The organism is Janthinobacterium sp. 64, assembly GCF_002813325.1.
In the GTDB taxonomy this organism is placed as follows: domain Bacteria; phylum Pseudomonadota; class Gammaproteobacteria; order Burkholderiales; family Burkholderiaceae_D; genus Janthinobacterium.
In genome coordinates this window covers 1,652,038-1,669,627 of the sequence record NZ_PHUG01000001.1, presented here as the reverse complement: position 1 = coordinate 1,669,627, position 17,590 = coordinate 1,652,038, and the positions used below count along the sequence as shown (strand labels likewise).

Annotated in this window: 16 protein-coding genes; 6 read left to right on the top strand and 10 right to left on the bottom strand. The window is 63.8% G+C overall.

All coding sequences use genetic code 11. The features are described 5' to 3' along the window. The first annotated feature begins 198 nt into the window (after positions 1-198). Positions 199-1,095 carry a LysR family transcriptional regulator gene (locus CLU91_RS07275; RefSeq protein ID WP_100873627.1) on the top strand — a complete coding sequence of 299 codons (897 nt, stop codon included), beginning with the start codon at positions 199-201 and terminating at the stop codon, positions 1,093-1,095. 5 nt (positions 1,096-1,100) lie between these two features. On the opposite strand, the gene CLU91_RS07270 is transcribed toward CLU91_RS07275, so the two are convergent. Next, the gene (locus tag CLU91_RS07270) at positions 1,101-2,069 is read right to left on the bottom strand and encodes an IS1595 family transposase (RefSeq protein WP_100873626.1); all 969 of its coding nucleotides are present in this window, start codon (positions 2,067-2,069) and stop codon (positions 1,101-1,103) included. Between the two features lie 237 nt (positions 2,070-2,306). On the opposite strand from CLU91_RS07270, the gene CLU91_RS07265 reads away from it, so the two are divergent. Further along, on the top strand, positions 2,307-2,924 hold the full coding sequence (locus tag CLU91_RS07265; protein WP_100873625.1) for an OmpW/AlkL family protein: 618 nt from the start codon (positions 2,307-2,309) through the stop codon (positions 2,922-2,924). 80 nt (positions 2,925-3,004) lie between these two features. Here CLU91_RS07265 and CLU91_RS07260 read toward each other — a convergent pair whose 3' ends face one another. The 4 genes from CLU91_RS07260 to CLU91_RS07245 all read right to left on the bottom strand — a co-directional run bounded on the left by CLU91_RS07260 (position 3,005) and on the right by CLU91_RS07245 (position 6,124). Then, the gene (locus CLU91_RS07260; protein WP_100873624.1) at positions 3,005-3,832 is read right to left on the bottom strand and encodes a MetQ/NlpA family ABC transporter substrate-binding protein; all 828 of its coding nucleotides are present in this window, start codon (positions 3,830-3,832) and stop codon (positions 3,005-3,007) included. 32 nt (positions 3,833-3,864) lie between these two features. Continuing rightward, positions 3,865-4,539, bottom strand: coding sequence for a methionine ABC transporter permease (locus tag CLU91_RS07255; protein WP_100873623.1), 675 nt, complete (start codon positions 4,537-4,539; stop codon positions 3,865-3,867). After that, the gene (locus CLU91_RS07250) at positions 4,532-5,341 is read right to left on the bottom strand and encodes a methionine ABC transporter ATP-binding protein (RefSeq protein WP_100873622.1); all 810 of its coding nucleotides are present in this window, start codon (positions 5,339-5,341) and stop codon (positions 4,532-4,534) included. The genes CLU91_RS07255 and CLU91_RS07250 overlap by 8 nt, the downstream gene beginning before the upstream one ends. Before the next feature lie 324 nt (positions 5,342-5,665). Next, on the bottom strand, positions 5,666-6,124 hold the full coding sequence (locus CLU91_RS07245) for a YbaN family protein (RefSeq protein WP_332870885.1): 459 nt from the start codon (positions 6,122-6,124) through the stop codon (positions 5,666-5,668). A 457-nt stretch (positions 6,125-6,581) separates the two neighbouring features. Here CLU91_RS07245 and CLU91_RS07240 point away from each other — a divergent pair, with 457 nt between their 5' ends. Then, the gene (locus CLU91_RS07240) at positions 6,582-7,148 is read left to right on the top strand and encodes a YceI family protein (RefSeq protein ID WP_100873620.1); all 567 of its coding nucleotides are present in this window, start codon (positions 6,582-6,584) and stop codon (positions 7,146-7,148) included. Between the two features lie 170 nt (positions 7,149-7,318). Here CLU91_RS07240 and CLU91_RS07235 read toward each other — a convergent pair whose 3' ends face one another. Together CLU91_RS07235 and CLU91_RS07230 are read right to left on the bottom strand one after the other, a co-directional pair. Beyond that, positions 7,319-9,127 carry an NAD(P)/FAD-dependent oxidoreductase gene (locus tag CLU91_RS07235; RefSeq protein WP_100873619.1) on the bottom strand — a complete coding sequence of 603 codons (1,809 nt, stop codon included), beginning with the start codon at positions 9,125-9,127 and terminating at the stop codon, positions 7,319-7,321. Positions 9,128-9,271: 144 nt separating this feature from the next. Beyond that, positions 9,272-10,414 carry a sigma-54-dependent Fis family transcriptional regulator gene (locus CLU91_RS07230; RefSeq protein ID WP_100873618.1) on the bottom strand — a complete coding sequence of 381 codons (1,143 nt, stop codon included), beginning with the start codon at positions 10,412-10,414 and terminating at the stop codon, positions 9,272-9,274. Positions 10,415-10,786: 372 nt separating this feature from the next. Between CLU91_RS07230 and CLU91_RS07225 the strand changes: the two genes are divergently transcribed. The 3 genes from CLU91_RS07225 to CLU91_RS07215 all read left to right on the top strand — a co-directional run bounded on the left by CLU91_RS07225 (position 10,787) and on the right by CLU91_RS07215 (position 14,106). Further along, on the top strand, positions 10,787-11,983 hold the full coding sequence (locus CLU91_RS07225) for a serine hydrolase domain-containing protein (RefSeq protein ID WP_442906599.1): 1,197 nt from the start codon (positions 10,787-10,789) through the stop codon (positions 11,981-11,983). 84 nt (positions 11,984-12,067) lie between these two features. After that, the gene (locus CLU91_RS07220; protein WP_100873616.1) at positions 12,068-13,645 is read left to right on the top strand and encodes a CHASE2 domain-containing protein; all 1,578 of its coding nucleotides are present in this window, start codon (positions 12,068-12,070) and stop codon (positions 13,643-13,645) included. Positions 13,646-13,707: 62 nt separating this feature from the next. After that, entirely contained in the window at positions 13,708-14,106 is a 399-nt protein-coding gene (locus tag CLU91_RS07215; protein ID WP_100873615.1) for a GFA family protein, read from the top strand. 62 nt (positions 14,107-14,168) lie between these two features. Here the strand turns inward: CLU91_RS07215 and CLU91_RS07210 are convergent, their stop codons facing one another. Genes CLU91_RS07210 through CLU91_RS07200 form a run of 3 tightly spaced genes read right to left on the bottom strand, consistent with a single transcriptional unit; the run spans position 14,169 to position 17,588 of the window. Beyond that, entirely contained in the window at positions 14,169-14,519 is a 351-nt protein-coding gene (locus CLU91_RS07210; RefSeq protein ID WP_100873614.1) for a type II toxin-antitoxin system ChpB family toxin, read from the bottom strand. Further along, positions 14,513-14,764 carry an AbrB/MazE/SpoVT family DNA-binding domain-containing protein gene (locus CLU91_RS07205; protein ID WP_099380726.1) on the bottom strand — a complete coding sequence of 84 codons (252 nt, stop codon included), beginning with the start codon at positions 14,762-14,764 and terminating at the stop codon, positions 14,513-14,515. The genes CLU91_RS07210 and CLU91_RS07205 overlap by 7 nt, the downstream gene beginning before the upstream one ends. A gap of 58 nt (positions 14,765-14,822) precedes the next feature. Then, entirely contained in the window at positions 14,823-17,588 is a 2,766-nt protein-coding gene (locus CLU91_RS07200) for an Hsp70 family protein (protein ID WP_100873613.1), read from the bottom strand. Positions 17,589-17,590: the final 2 nt, after the last annotated feature.

Here is a 17,590-nt window from a genome sequence, read left to right as displayed (position 1 = left end):
TATATCGCAAATGATAATCATTACCATTCTCATGTGTGCACTGGACATAGTATGTTGCTCAAACCGCTGCTAATCCAGTGACATCGGTGCAAGTGGCCATTGCGTGGCGGGCAACTTGTGGCAGCAGTCCTCGTTGCGGATGGAAAAATGGCGCTCGTATCGTTACACTGTGCAGCAGGCAACAACAATGGAGGGGGTATGGACCGATTTGATGCGATGCGTCTGTTTACGCGTATCGTCGAGCTGCGCAGTTTCACCCAGGCGGCGCATGACCTCGGTTACCCGAAGGCGACCGTCACGCATGCGATCAAGCAGCTCGAAGCGCGGCTGCGCGTGCGCCTGCTGCAGCGGACAACGCGGCAAGTGACGCCCACGCCCGATGGCCAGGCGTATTACCAGCGCTGCGTGCGCCTGCTGGCGGACCTGGAAGAAACGGAAGCCGTGTTCAGTTCGGCGATGCAGCAGCCGGCCGGCAAGCTGCGCGTCGACCTGCACGCGACCCTGGCCATGCATTTCGTCTTGCCCGTGCTGGACCAGTTCTGCACCCGCTACCCTTTGATCGAACTGGAAATCGGCATGGGCGACCGCCTCGTCGACCTGGTGCGCGAAGGCGTCGACTGCGTGCTGCGCGTGGGCGAATTGAGCGACTCGTCCATGGTGGCGCGCCGGCTGGCGCTGCTGGAACAGCTGACGTGCGCCAGCCCCGCCTACCTGGCCGCGCACGGCACGCCGGAGAATCTGGCGCAGCTCGATGGCCACCGCGCCGTCAATTTCTTTTCCGTCCAGACGGGCAAGGTCTGGCCCTTCGATTTCAAGGTGGATGGCCAGCACTACAGCGTGGCCTTGCCGGGCACGGTGTCCGTCAACAATGCCGACGCGTATCACGCCTGCTGCCGCGCGGGCCTGGGCTTGATCCAGGCACCCCGCTACCATCTGCAGCAGGCGCTCGCTACCGGCGAGCTGGTGGAAGTGTTGTCGGCCATGCGTCCCGACCCGCTGCCCGTGTCCGTGCTGTATCCCCATCAGCGGCAACTGTCGCCGCGCGTGCGCGTGTTTGCCGACTGGCTCGCCAGCCTGTTCGCCGAGGTGGTTTAATTTGGCTATGTCACCGTCAGATGTGGGAATGTCCCCAAAGTGGCTCTGAGCAAGCTTTCGGGGGACAATATTCTCCGTGCGTCGAGTATCCAGCGCCAGCCCAGGTAGTTCGGCAGGTAGCGCGTGGCCACGCCATGAAACGCCTGCAGCCAGCCGCGCAACCTGCTGTGATACGCATTGACGTTCTGCACATGCACCGTGCCGCGCACGCGAACGCCGGCCCGCAAGTTAACGGCCGCATGCCCGATGCCGATCTCCCTGGCAAACACGGGATAGGCCGGATGGCCATCGCTCACCAACAAGATGTCACGGTCGATCACCGCTGGCAGGCAGGCGTGCAGTTTGGCCTTGCTCAGCTGGCCCATGCCGGCAATAAAGTCGACGGTTTGGCCGGTGCGGTCGCGCGCCACCAGCACGCACACCTGCTCGTTGGAAATGCCACGCTGGCTGGCGCGGCCTCCGCGCTTGCGCGCCGGTCGCGTCATGTGTTTTGAACCTTTCTGCGACTCCAGCAAATACATCTCGTCGGCTTCGGTAATGCCATGCAGGCAGCGCGGCCGGTCGGTCTTGGCCAGCGCGAGGAAACGGTGGCGCCAGCGAAAGCTGGTGTTGCGATGGATATGCACCTTGCTGGCCGCCTTGCGTACCGAAAACGAGTTGAGCAGGCAATCGGCATAGGCCAGCCAGCGTTCCTTGTGGTGCAGATGCGCCAGCGGCGTGCCGCTCAAGGCGTTGAAGGTTTTGCGGCAAGGCACGCAGCGATAGCGCTGCAGACCGTGCGTCTGGCCGTGACGGTGGAAATGTGTCGATCGACAGCTGGGACAATGCAGTTGCGCCAGCGCTGTTTGCTCGATCAGGACGAGGGCCGCAGCCTGTGGCGCGCTGGTGCGCAATAATTCGCTGCTGGCAAGACGCTGGCGGTGCGACAGTTGCGGGAATTGGCTGGCAAAGGTCTGCCACTGGGCGGCGTCCATGATCGGCTCCTTGAAAGGAAATACCTGATCCAGTTAGACCTCAGCAACTGCGGCGCGTTCCCACCGCTTTCGATGACAGCGCCTTTAATTTTGCAATGCCGCATTTTCTTGACCTGGGTAAAGAAAAAAATCGCTCTGATGATGCCATCTAGCACTATTTGATGTGGATCAAAGTTTTTGTTGCACTGCACTCTTAGACTTCGCAGCGTTACTTAACGACAAAAAGAGGGAACTAGAATGAAAAAGTCCGCAACTGCAGCAGCAATCGTCCTGGCCGCCATCGGCGCATTCGCCGGCAACGCAATGGCACAGGAAAGCCCATGGCTGGTCCGTGCGCGCGCCGTGCATATCGATCCGGCCAACAAATCTGCTCCTGTGGGTGGCGTCGGCGCATCCGACCTGATTCACGTCAGCAGCAAGACGATTCCGGAAATCGATATTTCGTACTTCTTCACCCCGAACATCGCTGCCGAACTGATCCTGACGTACCCGCAAAAGCATGACGTCACCTTGTCCGGCACGAAGATCGGCAGCTTCAAGCATTTGCCGCCGACCCTGTCGCTGCAATACCACTTCATGCCTGAAAAACAGTTCAGCCCATACGTCGGCGCAGGCGTGAACTACACGAATATCTCGGACGTGAAATTGCTGAATGGCGCCGGCCGCCTGGAACATGACAGCTGGGGCTTCTCGCTGCAAGCTGGCGTCGACTACAAGCTGGACAAAAACTGGTCGCTGAACTTCGACATCAAGAAAGTGCAGATCCGCAGCGACGTACTGGCCGGTGGCGCCAAGATCAGCGAAGTCAAGGTTGATCCTGTCCTGATCGGCGTAGGTGTCGGCTACCGTTTCTAAGTGCTGATAGCGCCACAGTGGCGCGCAAAAAAAACGGCCAGGTGTGAACCTGGCCGTTTTTTTGCGTGCAGCGCTTTGCCTTATTTTTTCAGCGTCTTTTCCAGCGCCAGCTGGTAGTCCGTCTTTTCGTAGCCGGCCAGGTATTTGTTCGTCGCGTCGAGGAAGGCGCGCGAGCGGTAGGCCGCTTCCAGGTCCTTGACCCATGGCTTGGCCTTGTCGGCCGTGCGGATGGCCACCAGGTTGATGTAGCTGTCCGAGATCTTTTCCACGGCGAGGGCCGAGGTCAGCTTCATGCCGGCGGCCAGGGCGAAGTTGCCATTGACGAAAGCGTAGTCGGCGTCGGCCAGCGAACGTGGCAGCTGCGCCGCTTCCAGCGGCACCAGTTTCAGCTTCTTCGGGTTGTCCAGCACGTCGCGTTCGGACGCGCGCAGCGGGTCGACGTTCGGTTTCAGCTTGATCCAGCCCATCTTGGCCAGCATGACCAGCGCGCGCGCCTGGTTGGTCGGGTCGTTCGGCATGGTGATGGTGGCGCCGTTCTTGACGTCCGCCAGGGTTTTTTGCTTGCCGCCGTACAGGCCGATGGGCATGGTTGGCACGGTGATGAGGGAGCTCAAGGGCAGCTTGTTATCGGTGGCGAACTTGGTCAGATACACGATGTGCTGGAACACGTTGGCGTCCAGCGAGCCTTCGGCCAGCGCGTAGTTCGGCTGCACGTAGTCGTTGAATTCGACGATCTTGACCTTGTAGCCCTGTTTTTCCAGGATGGGTTTGATGCCCAGCTTCAGCTGGTCCGAATACGGGCCGGAGCTGGTGCCGATGACGAGTTCTTTCGGGTCCTTGGCGTGAGCGGCGGTGGCGAAGGCCAGGCTGGCGGCGGCCAGCAGCAGGTTGCGGCGAATATGGTTCATGCTTTTCCTTGTACTGAAATACTAAAGATGAATTAACGTTTGTCGAGGCGCTTGGCGATGCGCGTGCCGGCGAACTGAATGGTTTGCACCAGCACGATCAGGATGGCCACGGTGGCGACCATGATGTCCGTCTCGAAGCGGTAGTAGCCGTAGCGGATGGCCAGGTCGCCGATGCCGCCGCCGCCCACCACGCCGGCCACGGCCGAATACGACAGGAAGCTGATCGACAGCACGGTCAGCGCCAGCACCAGGCCGGAGCGCGCTTCGACCAGCAGCACGCGGAAGATGATCTGCATTTCCGACGCGCCCATGGCGTGCGCCGCCTCGATCACGCCGCGCGGCACTTCGCGCAGGTTCTGTTCCACCAGGCGCGCCAGGTAGGGAATGGCGGCGAACGACAGCGGCACGGCAGCGGCCAGCGGGCCGATCGAGGTGCCCGCGATAATGCGCGTAAACGGCGTCAGGGCGACCAGCAAGATGATGAAGGGGAAGCTGCGCACGGTATTGACCAGCCAGCCGAGGATCATCGACAGCGGACGGTTTTCCAGCGACTGGCCTTCCGAGACGAGAAACAGCACAATGCCCAGCGGGCCGCCGATCAGGATGGCGGCCGTCAATCCAATGCCCAGCATGGTCATGGTCTGGCCCAGCGCCACCCAGATTTCCGGCAGCAGGTTGATGACGTTATTGATCGATTCTTCAAACATGTGTTGCATCCTTCCATGCGGTGGCTTCAAACGCCTCGGTGCCGTAGTACGCCAGCTCGCGTCCCAGCGCCGTCTTGCGCGGGGTGGCCGTGTCGCTCAAGTCGAATTGTTCGGCGATGGCGCCGTTTTCCACGACGGCGACGCGGTTGCAGATGGCGCCCAGCACCGACAGCTCATGGCTGACGATGACGATGGTCACGCCAAGGCGCGCATTGATGTCGCGCAGGGTGTCGAGCAGGGCGCGCGTGGTTTCTGCGTCCAGCGCGGACGTCGGCTCGTCGCACAGCAGCACGTCGGGGTGGCTGGCCAGGGCGCGGGCGATCGCCACGCGCTGCTTCTGCCCGCCGGACAATTGGGCCGGATAGCTGTGCAGCTTGTCGGACAGGCCGACGAGCGCCAGGCATTCCTCGACCCTGGCGGCGATCTGCTCGCCCTTGGTGGTGCCATGGATTTTCAGGGGGAAGGCGACGTTGTCGAAGACGCTGGCGTTTTGCAGCAGGTTGAACTGCTGGAAAATCATGCCGATGTTCTGGCGCGCGTCGCGCAATTCGCTCTTGCCCAGGCGTGTCAGTTCGCGCCCGGCCACGGTAATGGTGCCGCTGTCGGGACGTTCGAGCAGGTTAATCAGGCGCAGCAAGGTCGATTTGCCGGCGCCGCTCTTGCCGATCAGGCCGAAAATATCACCGGGATAGACTTCCAGCGTGACCGATTTGACCGCGTGGAATTGTTCGCCTTTGGGCAGCGCGAAGGTCTTGTTCGCGCCATCGATGCGAATCACCGGCGTACGGTGTGATGTGGTCATGCAGTGTTTCCTTTTTTATTGGACCGTGACAGGCTTGCTTGCAGGGGCCAAATCGCCCGGCCTGCTACGTCGGTTGCGTAGTATACCTCCGATCGTGTTATTACTCCTACGACAGAATCTTGCTTTGAATATGCAAATAATGTCTATGCGCCGGTTTTCAAGTTGAAAAAGCGGGAAAGTGGATCACTTGCCGAATTTAATCACGTGGACTGGCATGGTGGAGCCGCATCTTGGTGAAAAGTTCGACGCGCCCTGCGCGCGCATCGCGGTGTTTTTATGTGTGGTTCGGCTCACTTGCCGTTTTTTGCATGCGGGCAGGGCGGTTTACTGCCCGCCACGACCCTCTTCACGGGCAGATTCTGCTCCGCTGGCGGCAGGGCCTTCGGGCCGCCGCAACAGGTAGACGAGGACGGCGATTTCCATGGCGCCCACTATGGCGATGACCCACCACGGCGGGTGGCCCAGGCACATGGCGACGAAGCCGATGGCCATGCCCAGGCAAGCCATGGCCTTGCCGCGCCTCGAGACGGCACGGTGTTCGCGCCACTGGCGCAGCGGCGGACCGAAGCGGGGATGCTGCAGCAGCCAGTGCTCGAGGCGCGGCGAGGCGCGGCTGAAGCAGGCCAGGGCGAGGATCAGGAAAATCGTCGTCGGCATGACGGGCAGCATGGCGCCGATGATCCCCAGCAGCACCATCAGGGCGCCGGCGGCGGTCCAGGCCCAGCGGCGCAGGCGCACGCCGTGCGCTTCGCGCAGCGGCATCCGGGCGTGCGGCTCCTGCATCAGGCGAAGGCGCCGGCGGTCAGGCCCTGGCTGGATGGCGAGAAATTGGTGGGGTGAGCGTTCAAAGTATTCGTATCGTGGCGGTTGGCCGTCATGTTTTTTCTGTGCTGTGTTCTGCTCTATTATGGATGAATCAAGGCGCCACTGCATGCCTGCCAGGGCCGCGATGATAACCATTTCATAGGATAATAACAAGAATCATTCTCATTTGATGATCTGATATCGCTGGATATTTTTGGCAATGCAGACAATAATCGGCAGCAGAAGGAGCTGTCGTGGACATCATCGTTGTTATTATCGATTTTATCGATGCTAACTAGGTATATTTTGCGTTTTACATCGATCTTCATGCCATGCATAATCTGTTGTAACTGAAGCCAGACAATCAGCCGCATGCGTCGTTCGCCTGCAGCTGCTTGCGGTTTTGACATCCTCCACTTTCTATCAGGAATCTACAATGAAAAAACTGCTCGCTTTTATCGCCGCCGCCGGCTTCTCGCTGTCCGCTGTTGCCGCGCCTGAAGTCTATGTCATCGATGGCAGCCACACTTTCCCCCGTTTCGAGTACACCCACATGGGTTTCTCGACGCAGCAAAGCCGTTTCAATAACACCACCGGCAAGGTCACGCTGGACCGCGCCGCCAAGACGGGCGCCGTCGAAGTGCTGATCGACACCAAATCCGTTGACACGGGTTCGACCCTGTTCAACTCGCACATCCAGGGCGAAGACTTCCTCGACACGGCCAAGTATCCGGTCGCCACCTACAAATCGACCAAGTTCAATTTCGACGGCGACAAGCTGGCCTCCGTCGAAGGCAACCTGACCCTGAAAGGCGTGACCAAGCCAGTGACCCTGACCGTCACCTCGTTCGCCTGCGCACCGCACCCGATGCTGAAAAAAGACGCTTGCGGCGCCAACGCCACGGCCAAGATCAAGCGCTCGGAATTCAACGCCGGCAAATATGCGCCAGCTGTCAGTGATGATGTCACCCTGACCTTCGCAATCGAAGCGATCAAGCAGTAATTTTTAAACCCGACATCTGCACTGCCGGGGTCGGTCACTGCGTGATTGGAGTGTTCCCCATTGGGTAACGTTCCCCCGTCGGGTCCGACCCCAGTTTTTGCTCTTGGGTTGACGCTGAAAAAAACGGCGGGCAAATAGCCCGCCGTTTTTTTTCGTCCAGGTAGTCGACATCACGCCAGGTGATGCACCTCCTGCTGTCCATACACGGGCGTATCCAACCCTTCCATGCGCGCCTTCAGTTGCAGCGACAGGTACTGGGAATAGTGGCGCGACTGGTGCAGGTTACCGCCGTGGAACCACAGCGCTTGCTGCTGCGTGGGCTTCCACATATTGCGCTGTTCGCCCTCCCACGGACCCGGATCTTTCGTCGTGGACGAACCCAATCCCCACACCTTGCCCACCTTGTTCGCCACCTCGGGCGAGATCAGGTCGGCCGCCCAGCCATTCATGGAACCGTAGCCGGTGGCGTACACCACCAGGTCGGACGGCAGTTCCGTGCCGTCCGACAGCACGATCGAATGGGCTTTCAGCTCCTGCACGCCGACGCCGCTTTTCAGCTTGATCTTGCCCTCGGCGACCAGCTCGGAAGCGCCCACGTCGATGTAGTAGCCGGAGCCGCGGCGCAGGTATTTCATGAAAAGGCCGGAATCGTCGTCGCCGAAGTCGAGCATGAAGCCCCGTTCTTCCAGACGCGCGTAAAAATCCGCGTCGCGTTCGCGGATGGCCTTGAAGACGGGCTTCTGGAAGTCGGCCAGTATCTTGTACGGGATCGAGGCGAACGTCAGGTCGGCCTTGTTTGTGGTCATGCCGGCGGCCAGCGCCCGTTCCGAATACAGGTCGCCCAAGGCCAGGTCCATCAGGGAATCGGACTTGACGATGTGCGTCGACGAGCGCTGCACCATGGTCACGTCCACGCCCGCTTCCCACAGGGCGGCGCAGATATCGTGCGCGGAATTGTTCGCGCCGACCACCACCACCTTCTTGCCCACATACGCGTCCGGCCCCGGATGCTGCGACGAGTGCTGCTGCTCGCCCTGGAACACGTCCATGCCCTTGAACTTCGGCATGTTGGCCTTGCCCGACATGCCCGTGGCCAGCACCAGCTGCTTCGGCTTGAGGGTGACGGGCTGGCCATCGCGCAGCACCTGCACCGTCCACTCGCCCGTGGCTGCGTCGAAGCTGGCCGATTCGCATGACGTCGAACCCCAGTAATTGAGCTCCATCACCTTGGTGTACATCTCCAGCCAGTCGCCGACCTTGTCCTTCGGGGTGAAGACGGGCCAGTTGTCGGGAAACGGGATATACGGCATGTGGTCGTACCAGACGGGGTCGTGCAGGCACAGGGACTTGTAGCGCTTGCGCCAGCTGTCGCCAGGGCGCGCATTTTTCTCGATGATGATGGTGGGGACGTTCAGCTGGCGCAGCCGCGCGCCGAGCGCGATGCCGCCCTGGCCACCGCCGATGATGACGCAATAGGGCTGGCGCGTATAGCCCAGTTCCTTTGCATCTTGCTCGCGCTGTTCCAGCCAGCTGCTGCGATTCGTGCGCGCGCCGTGTTCCGCGCCCATGGGCCGCCGGCCGCCCTTGGCTTCCTCAAAACCCTTCAATTCGCTCATGGTGGTGAGCAGGGTCCAGATCTTGCCGTCGCGGATGCGAATGAAGCCCACGCCGCGCGCCGCGTTCGTCTCCACCGTGATCCAGCTTTGCAGCACGCCGCCCGCTTCGACCGCATGTTCGCCGTCGGCGATGCGGATGGAGAGCGGCTGCACGGCGCCCAGCTGGGCGGCCAGCATGGCGGCGATCTGCTCGCGGCCTTCCATAGTTTTCAGGTTCCAGGTAAACAGCACCAGGTCGCGCCAGTAGCCATCCTGTTCGAACAGTTGTGCGGCGCCCGTGCCGTCGCTGGCGTGAAGGCAGCCTTCGAGCTGCTCCAGGATGCCGGCCACGGCCAGGTCGTGCGGGTTGTTATCGGTTTGCATCGTGTCTCCTCCAAGTCTGCTGACTTTATGATGGGATGCGGCTGTGTTGCCGCTGACGATGTTGTAACACTGGCGTTCCGGCGCCGCATTGCGCAGCGCAGCATGGCGGCTATTGAGACGGAAGTCTCAGTCCTTTTTACGTGTTCACTGCCGGTGCGGCGCCACGATGTGCAGCTGCTTGAGGCGCCGGTACAGGGTGGCGCGCGAGACGCCCAGCATGGCAGCGGCCTGCAGCGGGCGCCATTTGGCGGCGTTCATGGCGTGCACGATGCGCGTGCGCTCGGCCAGCTCCGGCGCCGTGTATGCCACCACGTCTTGCGCGACGGGCGCCTCGCGCATGGCGCGCGCACGCGCCTTGGCCGGTCGCAGCGGCGCGCGCACGCGCACGTGCAGCCAGGTGCTGCCGCCGGCCAGCCGCAGCGACAGCAGATTGTGCCCCGCGCGCGCATCGAACAGCCGTTCGGCGCGCACTTCCAGCACTTCGCCGACAGGACGCGGCAGGCTATCCAGGCCCGCGATGACGTCGCGCGCGCAGCCGTTGGCGGCGACGATGTCGCCATGCTCGTCGATGGCGAGCAGCATTTCCGGCTGCACTTCCACGAAGTGGCGGTTGCGGTGCGCCAGCAGGATGCAGCAATGGCTGTAGGATTTGAGAAAAAAACCGTCCTCGATCAGGCTCGCGCCTTGCCGCACCAGCTGCTTGACCAGGCGCTGGCTGTCGCGCGCGTCGGGCGAGTTCAATGCCGACGCATCGAGCACGCCGATCAAGTCGCCGTGCGGCGAAAAGATCGGCGCCGCGCTGCAGGTCAGGCCCGTGAAGGCGGCGCGAAAATGGTCGCTCTTGTGCACGGTGATGGCTTCCTGGTCGAGCAGCACGGAGGCGATGCCGCACGTGCCTTCCTCTTCTTCCGACCAGCACGAACCGGGGTACAGGCCCGCCTTCTTGAAATCCTTGCGCTGGTCCGTGTCGACCACGTAGTCGATCGTCACGCCGCGCGCATTGGCGAGGATGACGCAGTAACCTGCTTCGCGCACCATGGCATGCAGGCGCGGCAGGCACTGGCCCGTGGAGCGCAGAAAACCTTCCTCGGATTGCTGGATGGCGCGCAATTCGGCGCCCGTCAGGATGCGCGGCCCCGTGGTGGAGGCCGGGTCGAGCCGGTAGTCGTCCAGCGAGCGCCGGTACGACGACGCGAGCCTGGCCGTATCGGCCCCTGGGTTGACGATGCGCCCGGCGATCAGGTCGCGCACGCGGTCGATATGACTGGTCTGGCGGACGTAGGGCATGGCGCTCTCCGGTGTCTCTGATGCTGGTGTCTGGATGGTTTTCCGTTTGTAGCACGAAGCGCCGGGCCGCGCATCCTGCGCTGCAGCATGGCGTGCGCGTGAGACGTTCGTCTCAGCGTGTGGCCCGCACAATAGGATGCCGTAGAACAAGATAAAAAAGTTTCTCTGTTAGCATGCATCGCATGAAGCGAGCGCCGCCGCCGGTGCCAGCCATGACAGGAGAAATGCATGACGACACTGCCACCCATCCGCCATCTGGCCCTGGCCGCCGCCTGCCTGGTGCTGGCCGCCGGCGCCCATGCGGCAGGGACGACCAAGGTGGCTGCCGCGCCGCTGTCGGCCGCCGCCAGCGATCCGGCCAGCCTGCAATGGATGGTGGGTGCGCCGCCGCCGGCCGATAAAATCATCCGCTTCGACGATGGCAGCTATTTCAATTTTCCGCAGCTGCGCTGGAGCGTGTCGCACTTCCGCCAGCTGATGCCGACGGTGGCGGTGGCGCGCGGCTTGACCGCGCCCGTGCCTTTGCCGCGCGCGCTGCGCAACGATATCGACAGCCTGCGTTTTACGCCGCTGGGCGCCAAGGATACGATGACGTGGGAGCAGTCGCTGGGCGCCAATTACACGGACGGCATCGTCGTGCTGCACCGGGGCCGCATCGTGTATGAACGCTATTTCGGCGTGTTGAAGGAGGGCGGCCAGCATGGCGCCATGTCGGTGACGAAGTCCGTCATGGGCACCATCGGCGCGGCCCTGGTGGCCGAAGGCAAGCTCGATCCCGGCAAGAAAGTGGCCGAGTATGTGCCGGAACTGGCCAAGTCCGCGTTTGGCGACGCCACCGTGCGCCAGGTGCTCGACATGACCACGGGCCTGAAATTCAGCGAAGACTACGCCGACCCGAATGCGGAAGTGTGGCAGCACGCGGCGGCCGGCAACCCGCTGCCCAAGCCGAACGATTACACGGGACCGCGCAGCTATTTCGAGTATCTGCAGACGGTGCAGCATGAGGGAAAACATGGCGAGGGCTTTGGCTACCGCACCGTCAATTCCGACGTGCTGGGCTGGATCATCGCCCGTGTCACGGGGCAGAACGTCAACGACTACCTTTCCGAGCACGTCTGGCAAAAGCTGGGCGCCGAGCAGGATGCCTATATGTCGGTCGATTCGACCGGCACGCCATTTGCCGGCGGCGGCTTGAGCGCGGGCTTGCGCGACCTGGCCCGCTTCGGCGAGATGCTGCGCAACGACGGCCGCTACAACGGCCAGCAAATCATCCCGCAGGCGGCCGTCGAGGATATCCGCCGTGGCGGCGACAAGCAGCTGTTCGCCAAGGGCGGCTACGCTTTGCTCAAGGGCTGGAGCTACCGCGACATGTGGTGGGTCACGCATAACGACCATGGCGCCTACATGGCGCGCGGCGTGTACGGCCAGCGCATCTATGTCGATCCGAAGGCGGAAATGGTGATCGTGCGTTTCGCCTCGACGCCGACGGCCGCCAATGCAGCCAACGATCCGACCACCACGCCGGCCTTCGAAGCGCTGGGCAAGCTGCTGCTGGCCAGGCCGAAGTAGGCTGCCGGGTTGACCCGTGCCAGCCGTGCGGCGAAACGGGCACAACTGCAATACACTATCCCTTTGTCATTATTTGTTGCTTGAATGATATTTCTGCAGCGCACGCAAGGGGAACGCACCGTGGAAACCAGCCAGCCGGATCAACCGCGCCCGCCGCTCTGGCGGCGTCTGCTGTGGCCGGCCGTCCAGCTGGGCTCGGCCTTCAAGCTGACGGGCACGCATCTGCTGCATCACGTGATCGGCGCCAGCCTGATCGCCGCGCTGATGCTGGCGCTGGAAGGTTTTCACGTGCTCGAATGGCTCGACGCGGCCATGCTGCGCGCCAGCGCGGCACAGGGGCAGCTGCTGGAGCGGAGCAAGGACCCGGGCGCTGCCTACCGGCCCGGCATCATCGAAATCGACCAGCCCGCGTTCGAACAGGTCTTCGACGAGCGCGAACCGCTGGAGCGCTCGCGCCTGGAGCAAGTGCTCGCCAGCGCCGCCGCGCGCGGCGGCAAGGTGCTGGCCATCGACCTGGACCTGGCGCCGGCCGTGTATGAACAGCACAAGGCGGGCGAGCGGCCGCTGGACCGCTTGCTCGACCGGCTGGCCGCCGATGGCCGGCAACTGGTACTGATCCTGCCCGAACAATCGGACCGCAACGCCAACCTGCCGTGGATACGCGCGCGCTGCGCGGCCGGCATTCACTTTGCCAGCCCGCGGATCCGCGAGCGCATGGGCGCCGTCACGCGCATCGAGCTGAAAAGCCCCGTGCTGGCGGCCGTGGCCTTCGAGCTGGCGCATGGCGCCGACGAGCAGGAACAGCAGCAACCAATGCCGGCCGCCTTGTCCCAGCAAAAGGAAGTGCTGGCGCTGGCCGGCCGCGTATGCCAGCTGGCGCGGCGCACGGGCAGCGAAAAGGAGCTGGCGCGCCGGGCGTTCGAACCCGTGATCCGCGGCGACGCGAAGGATGCGGCGGAGCAGAACGCCGTCACGGCGCCGTTTCACCCGGCCGCCGTGGCGCCGGCCTTCCTGAATCCCACGCGCACGCGCGTCAAACTGAACGACGGCCAGGCCGGCGTGGATGCCGGGGCGCTGCGCAAGAACGTCGTGTATATCGGCAGCACGTATGACGTGCGCGACCGCTACACGACGGCCGAAGGCGAGCAGGCCGGCCTGCACCTGCACGCGGCCGCCCACACCTCGCTGGGCATCGGCACGGCCGACGTCAACAAATATGCGGTATTCGTGGCCGACATCGTCATCGGCGTGCTGCTGGGCTGCCTGTTCGGCGGCTTGTGGACCCTGTATGGCCGCGCCGAGCTGGCCATCGACCAGCGCATGGAAGACCATGATGTCAGCCGTTTGCAGCGCATGGGGACACTGGCCGAATTCTATGGCATCCGCCTGATGCTGGTGCTGGTGTGGGCCTCGCCGCTGGCCATCGGCGCGCTGGCCATCTACCTGTCGCGCGGCTTGCTCGAGCAGGGCTGGTGGGTCAATCCAGGCCCCCTGATCGCCGGCATGTTCCTGCACGCGATGTCGCTGCGCGACGAAGCCCACCATCCGCACGAGGAAGTGCCGGGCCTGTCCGTGTGGGCCCGGCTGCGCCGCACGCATCCGGGCATCGTGCTGGTGCAGGCGCCGCTGGCGGTGGTGCTGTTGATCATCGCCCTGATCTAGCGCAAACCGTGGCGCCGCAGCGGCGCTACACTGGGCGCCTTTTTCATTTGCAGGAGGATGCCATGCTGAGCGGAGGATGTTTATGTGGCGACGTGCGCTACGAAGTGGGCACGGGCGCCTTCCATGAAACTGCCTGCCATTGCTCGATGTGCCGCCGCGCGTCGGGGGCGCCGTTTGTCGCCTGGTTCAGCGTGCCACGGGCGAACTTTCGCTGGCTGCAGGGACAGGCCACGCCGTATGCGTCCAGCGAACACTGCACCCGCAGTTTTTGCCCCCGCTGCGGCACGCAGCTGACGTTCGAGGATGCGCGCGACCCGGACGAGGTTGGCCTGACCACCGGCAGTCTGGACGACCCGGAACAACTGCCGCCGCACAGCCATATTTATACGGACACGCAACTGGAATGGGTGAAGCTGGCCGATGGCTTGCCGCGGTATCGCGGCGCGCGTAGCGAGGGGTAGGCCGGATTAGCGGGGCCGCCGAGGCGCGCAAGCGCGTAATCCGACATGCTACTGGCGTCAATTTAATCGGTAATGGCGCGCAGGCGCGCCAGCGCGTCTTCCACGACGAATTCAGGTGCGGTTTCGATGCGCTTTGCGCCGCGTGCTTCCAGGTCGAGCATGCGGATCTGGTTGGCCAGCGCCACGCCCTGCGTTGCCGTGCCGCTGCCGCTCAATGACGCGGCAAAGCCCGCGTGGCGGGCAAAGTCGCCGCCTTGCGTGATGGGGGCGATCAGCACGACGCCGAGCGCGTTGAAGACACTGGTGGACAGCACCAGCGCTGGCCGGGACGCACCGCGCTGTTCACGGCCTTCCGTTGGCTCCAGATTGACCATCACGATGTCGCCTCGGCCGAACTGGACGCGCTTTACCATGCTTCGCGGCCTGCCGGTTTGATCTGGCTCCATGCCGCCATGTCGGCCGGTTCTGGCGCCGTGACATCGCATTGGGCAACCAGATCATCGAGCGTGAAGGCAGGGCGCTTGGCTTTCAGGAATACACCGTCCGGACGCACATCGACCGCCAGCTTGTCGCCCAGCGACACCTTCAGCATGCCCAGCAGTTCCGTTGGCAAGCGCACGGCCGCGCTATTGCCCCATTTTTGGATCGATAGTTCCATGATACCTCCTATGTATCTACATTGTAGATTCATGTAATCTGATAATCAAGGACGGTGTTTACCCGATCAGCTTCAATCCCGGCGGCAGCGCCTCGCCCAGCATGCGGCGGGTAACAGCTTCGTCCAGCTGCGTCACTTCGCTGACCATCGCCTGCCACAGAGGCGGGGCGCCGACGGCTTTCAGGCGGGCCAGCACAGTGGCGCGCAAGTCGTCGCCGATGTCGCGCGAGCGGTCGCCCGTCATGCGCGCCAGGTGGGTGGCGGCAAACGCCGCCGGTTCCGTCTTTTTCCAGTCCAGCGCCAGCAGCACGTGCAGCCAGTCGGCCACGGTGGCGCTGTCGACCACTTCGTGCGCGCTGCCGTGGAAGGGCTGGCGCGCGCCGACCCTGGCCAGCGCCCACAGGGTATTCGTGTCGGCCGCTTCGCTATCCGCCTTCTGCAGACGCTTGATCAGCCAGGCGCCCACTTCGGCCTTGTAGGCGCCGGGGATGCGCTCGAGCGAGGCGCCCAGGCGCAGCATGTCGTCGTCGCTGCCGTTCACCAGGGTGACGGGGCGGCTGCCGCGCTGGGCCGCATCGGCTTGCAGGTTGAAGGCGAAGTCGTCGAGCAGCCGCAGTTGCTGCTCCGAATTCAAGCCACCCGTCACCCTGCGCCACAAAGTCCACCATTCGGCGCACACCTGGTTATCCTTGTGATGCTGCACGCCCGCGTCGAACATGGCCCACAGCTGCTCGATGCGCCACGGGTCGAGCGCATCGCCATAGCCGGGGCGCAGGCAGTAGCCGGCCAGGTTCAGCCACACCCGTTCATGCTCGGCAGAGCGGCGCCGGCCACGCGCGCGTTGCAGCAAGGCGTCGAACAGCTGGCGCAGCAGCGGTGTCTCCCAGCTGTCGCGCCCGCCCAGTCCCCGTTCCAGGTGCTGGCGCAGCTGGCGCACTTCCTTGGCCTCGACCTTTTGCGCCTTGCCGCCGAAGATGCGCTCGATCTTCTCGATGGCTTCCTTCACGCTCGGCGAGATGCTGGACGATTCGGCTTGTAATTCCTCTTCGCCTCGCAGCTGGAATTCCAGCAGCCAGCGCTGGCCGGCATCGGCTTCGGCCACGCAGTGCACTTCCAACGTCCCCACTTCCGTCATCACGGTTGCCAGCTGCACGGTGATGTCGCGCTTGTCGCCGCTTTCCGCTTGCAGCACGCTGGCCAGCGGCGGCAGGCGCAAGTATTCTCCCGCGTCCAGGTCGACGATTTCGCCCAGCTGCGGCGGCGTGCCCGCCTCAAAGAGGGATGTGGCCAGGTGGAAGCGCACGGGCCGGCCCAGGCGCAGCGCGAACAGGCGCTCCGTCAGGCGGATTTCCTCGCCGCTGGCGCTGCCACGGGGCAGGATGCACACGGCGCGGTGGTCCTTGCCCGCTTCGCCCAGCACGAGGAAATAGCTGCGCGGCGAACCGCCGCCGATGCGCGGCGCCTGGCCACGCCGGGCCAGCGCGTAGGCGACGGCGCCACGGGCCACGGCCACGTCGGGATTGTCGTTGTGCAGGATGGTGAGGGGAGCGCCGCGCCATTGGGCGAGCGTGTCGGCCAGGCGGCGCGCCAGCGCGTCGGCGCGGAACACGCCGCCGTTCAGCAGCAGGGTGTCGGGCAGTGCGCCTTGATGCTGTTGCAAAAAGCTGGCCAGGTGGCGCGTGATGGCCGCATCCTGCGCATACGGCAGGCCGAATTCGACGATGCCGGCGCGGCCTTTTTTTGCCGTCTCGGTGAATTCCACCTTCGGGAAGAAGCCGTCGACCACCATGGCCGCCACTTCTTCGCGCGTGACGTCGGCGGAACGGCTGGCGCCAATCAGGCGCGAGCCTGCACCCAGCAGGGTGACGGTGGCCTTGTCGGGTGCGTCGCTGGAGAGCAGCAATTCCTTGGCGGCGCGGCAGCGCTCCATCAGCTGCGACAAGCGCGCGGCAGACAGCTTCATGCCGCCTTCGCTGCCAGCGGCCATGCGCGTTTCCACCAGGTGGGCCAGCGCCAGGTCCATATTGTCGCCGCCCAGTATCAAATGGTTGCCCACGCTGCTGCGCGTGAGCTGCGGTGTGCCGTCGTCATCGAAGGCGACGTCGATCAGGCTGAAATCGGTGGTGCCGCCACCCACGTCGCACACCAGAATGCGGCGCGTATCGGCCAGGTCTGCGCGCAGGGTGGCGCGCTGGCGCTGCAGGAAATCATAGAAGGCCGCCTGCGGTTCTTCCACCAGCCGCACCGTGGGCAAGCCCGCCATGCGCGCCGCTTCCAAAGTAAGTGCGCGCGCACCCTCGTCGAACGAGGCGGGGATGGTCAGTACCAGTTCCTGCTCTTCGAGCGGAGAATCGGGGAAACGGTGATGCCAAGCAGCGCGCACGTAGGCGAGGTAGCTGGCGCTGGCCGCCACGGGCGACACCTTGGCCACGTCGGCATCGGCGCCCCACGGCAAAATCGGCGCCTGTCGGTCCACGTTCGCATGCGACAGCCAGCTCTTTACGCTGGAAACGAGCCGGCCCGGCACTTGGGCGCCGAGCTGGCGCGCCAGGGCGCCCAGTACTGCATGGTCGACGCGCGCTACGTCCTGCTGCGGCCACGGCAGCTGCAAGTCGCCCGCCGCCAGTTCGCCAGCGGCAGGGTGGTAGCGCAAGGACGGCAGCAAAGGGCGTGCGCCCACTTCGCCTGGCGCGACCAGCTGCTCGATGGCGAACAGGTTTATTCCCGCCTGCGCATCGTTGGCATCCGCATACGCGACCACCGTGTTGGTGGTGCCCAGGTCGATGCCGACCAGGAAGGCCGGCTTGCCCGCAGCGCTGCGCATGC

Bases quoted from the DNA above. Each gene is read 5' to 3' on its own strand.
- CLU91_RS07275 (WP_100873627.1), top strand. From the start codon at position 199: ATGGACCGATTTGATGCGATGCGTCTGTTTACGCGTATCGTCGAGCTG.
- CLU91_RS07270 (WP_100873626.1), bottom strand. From the start codon at position 2,069: ATGGACGCCGCCCAGTGGCAGACCTTTGCCAGCCAATTCCCGCAACTG.
- CLU91_RS07265 (WP_100873625.1), top strand. From the start codon at position 2,307: ATGAAAAAGTCCGCAACTGCAGCAGCAATCGTCCTGGCCGCCATCGGC.
- CLU91_RS07260 (WP_100873624.1), bottom strand. From the start codon at position 3,832: ATGAACCATATTCGCCGCAACCTGCTGCTGGCCGCCGCCAGCCTGGCC.
- CLU91_RS07255 (WP_100873623.1), bottom strand. From the start codon at position 4,539: ATGTTTGAAGAATCGATCAATAACGTCATCAACCTGCTGCCGGAAATC.
- CLU91_RS07250 (WP_100873622.1), bottom strand. From the start codon at position 5,341: ATGACCACATCACACCGTACGCCGGTGATTCGCATCGATGGCGCGAAC.
- CLU91_RS07245 (WP_332870885.1), bottom strand. From the start codon at position 6,124: ATGCAGGAGCCGCACGCCCGGATGCCGCTGCGCGAAGCGCACGGCGTG.
- CLU91_RS07240 (WP_100873620.1), top strand. From the start codon at position 6,582: ATGAAAAAACTGCTCGCTTTTATCGCCGCCGCCGGCTTCTCGCTGTCC.
- CLU91_RS07235 (WP_100873619.1), bottom strand. From the start codon at position 9,127: ATGCAAACCGATAACAACCCGCACGACCTGGCCGTGGCCGGCATCCTG.
- CLU91_RS07230 (WP_100873618.1), bottom strand. From the start codon at position 10,414: ATGCCCTACGTCCGCCAGACCAGTCATATCGACCGCGTGCGCGACCTG.
- CLU91_RS07225 (WP_442906599.1), top strand. From the start codon at position 10,787: ATGGTGGGTGCGCCGCCGCCGGCCGATAAAATCATCCGCTTCGACGAT.
- CLU91_RS07220 (WP_100873616.1), top strand. From the start codon at position 12,068: ATGATATTTCTGCAGCGCACGCAAGGGGAACGCACCGTGGAAACCAGC.
- CLU91_RS07215 (WP_100873615.1), top strand. From the start codon at position 13,708: ATGCTGAGCGGAGGATGTTTATGTGGCGACGTGCGCTACGAAGTGGGC.
- CLU91_RS07210 (WP_100873614.1), bottom strand. From the start codon at position 14,519: ATGGTAAAGCGCGTCCAGTTCGGCCGAGGCGACATCGTGATGGTCAAT.
- CLU91_RS07205 (WP_099380726.1), bottom strand. From the start codon at position 14,764: ATGGAACTATCGATCCAAAAATGGGGCAATAGCGCGGCCGTGCGCTTG.
- CLU91_RS07200 (WP_100873613.1), bottom strand. From the start codon at position 17,588: ATGCGCAGCGCTGCGGGCAAGCCGGCCTTCCTGGTCGGCATCGACCTG.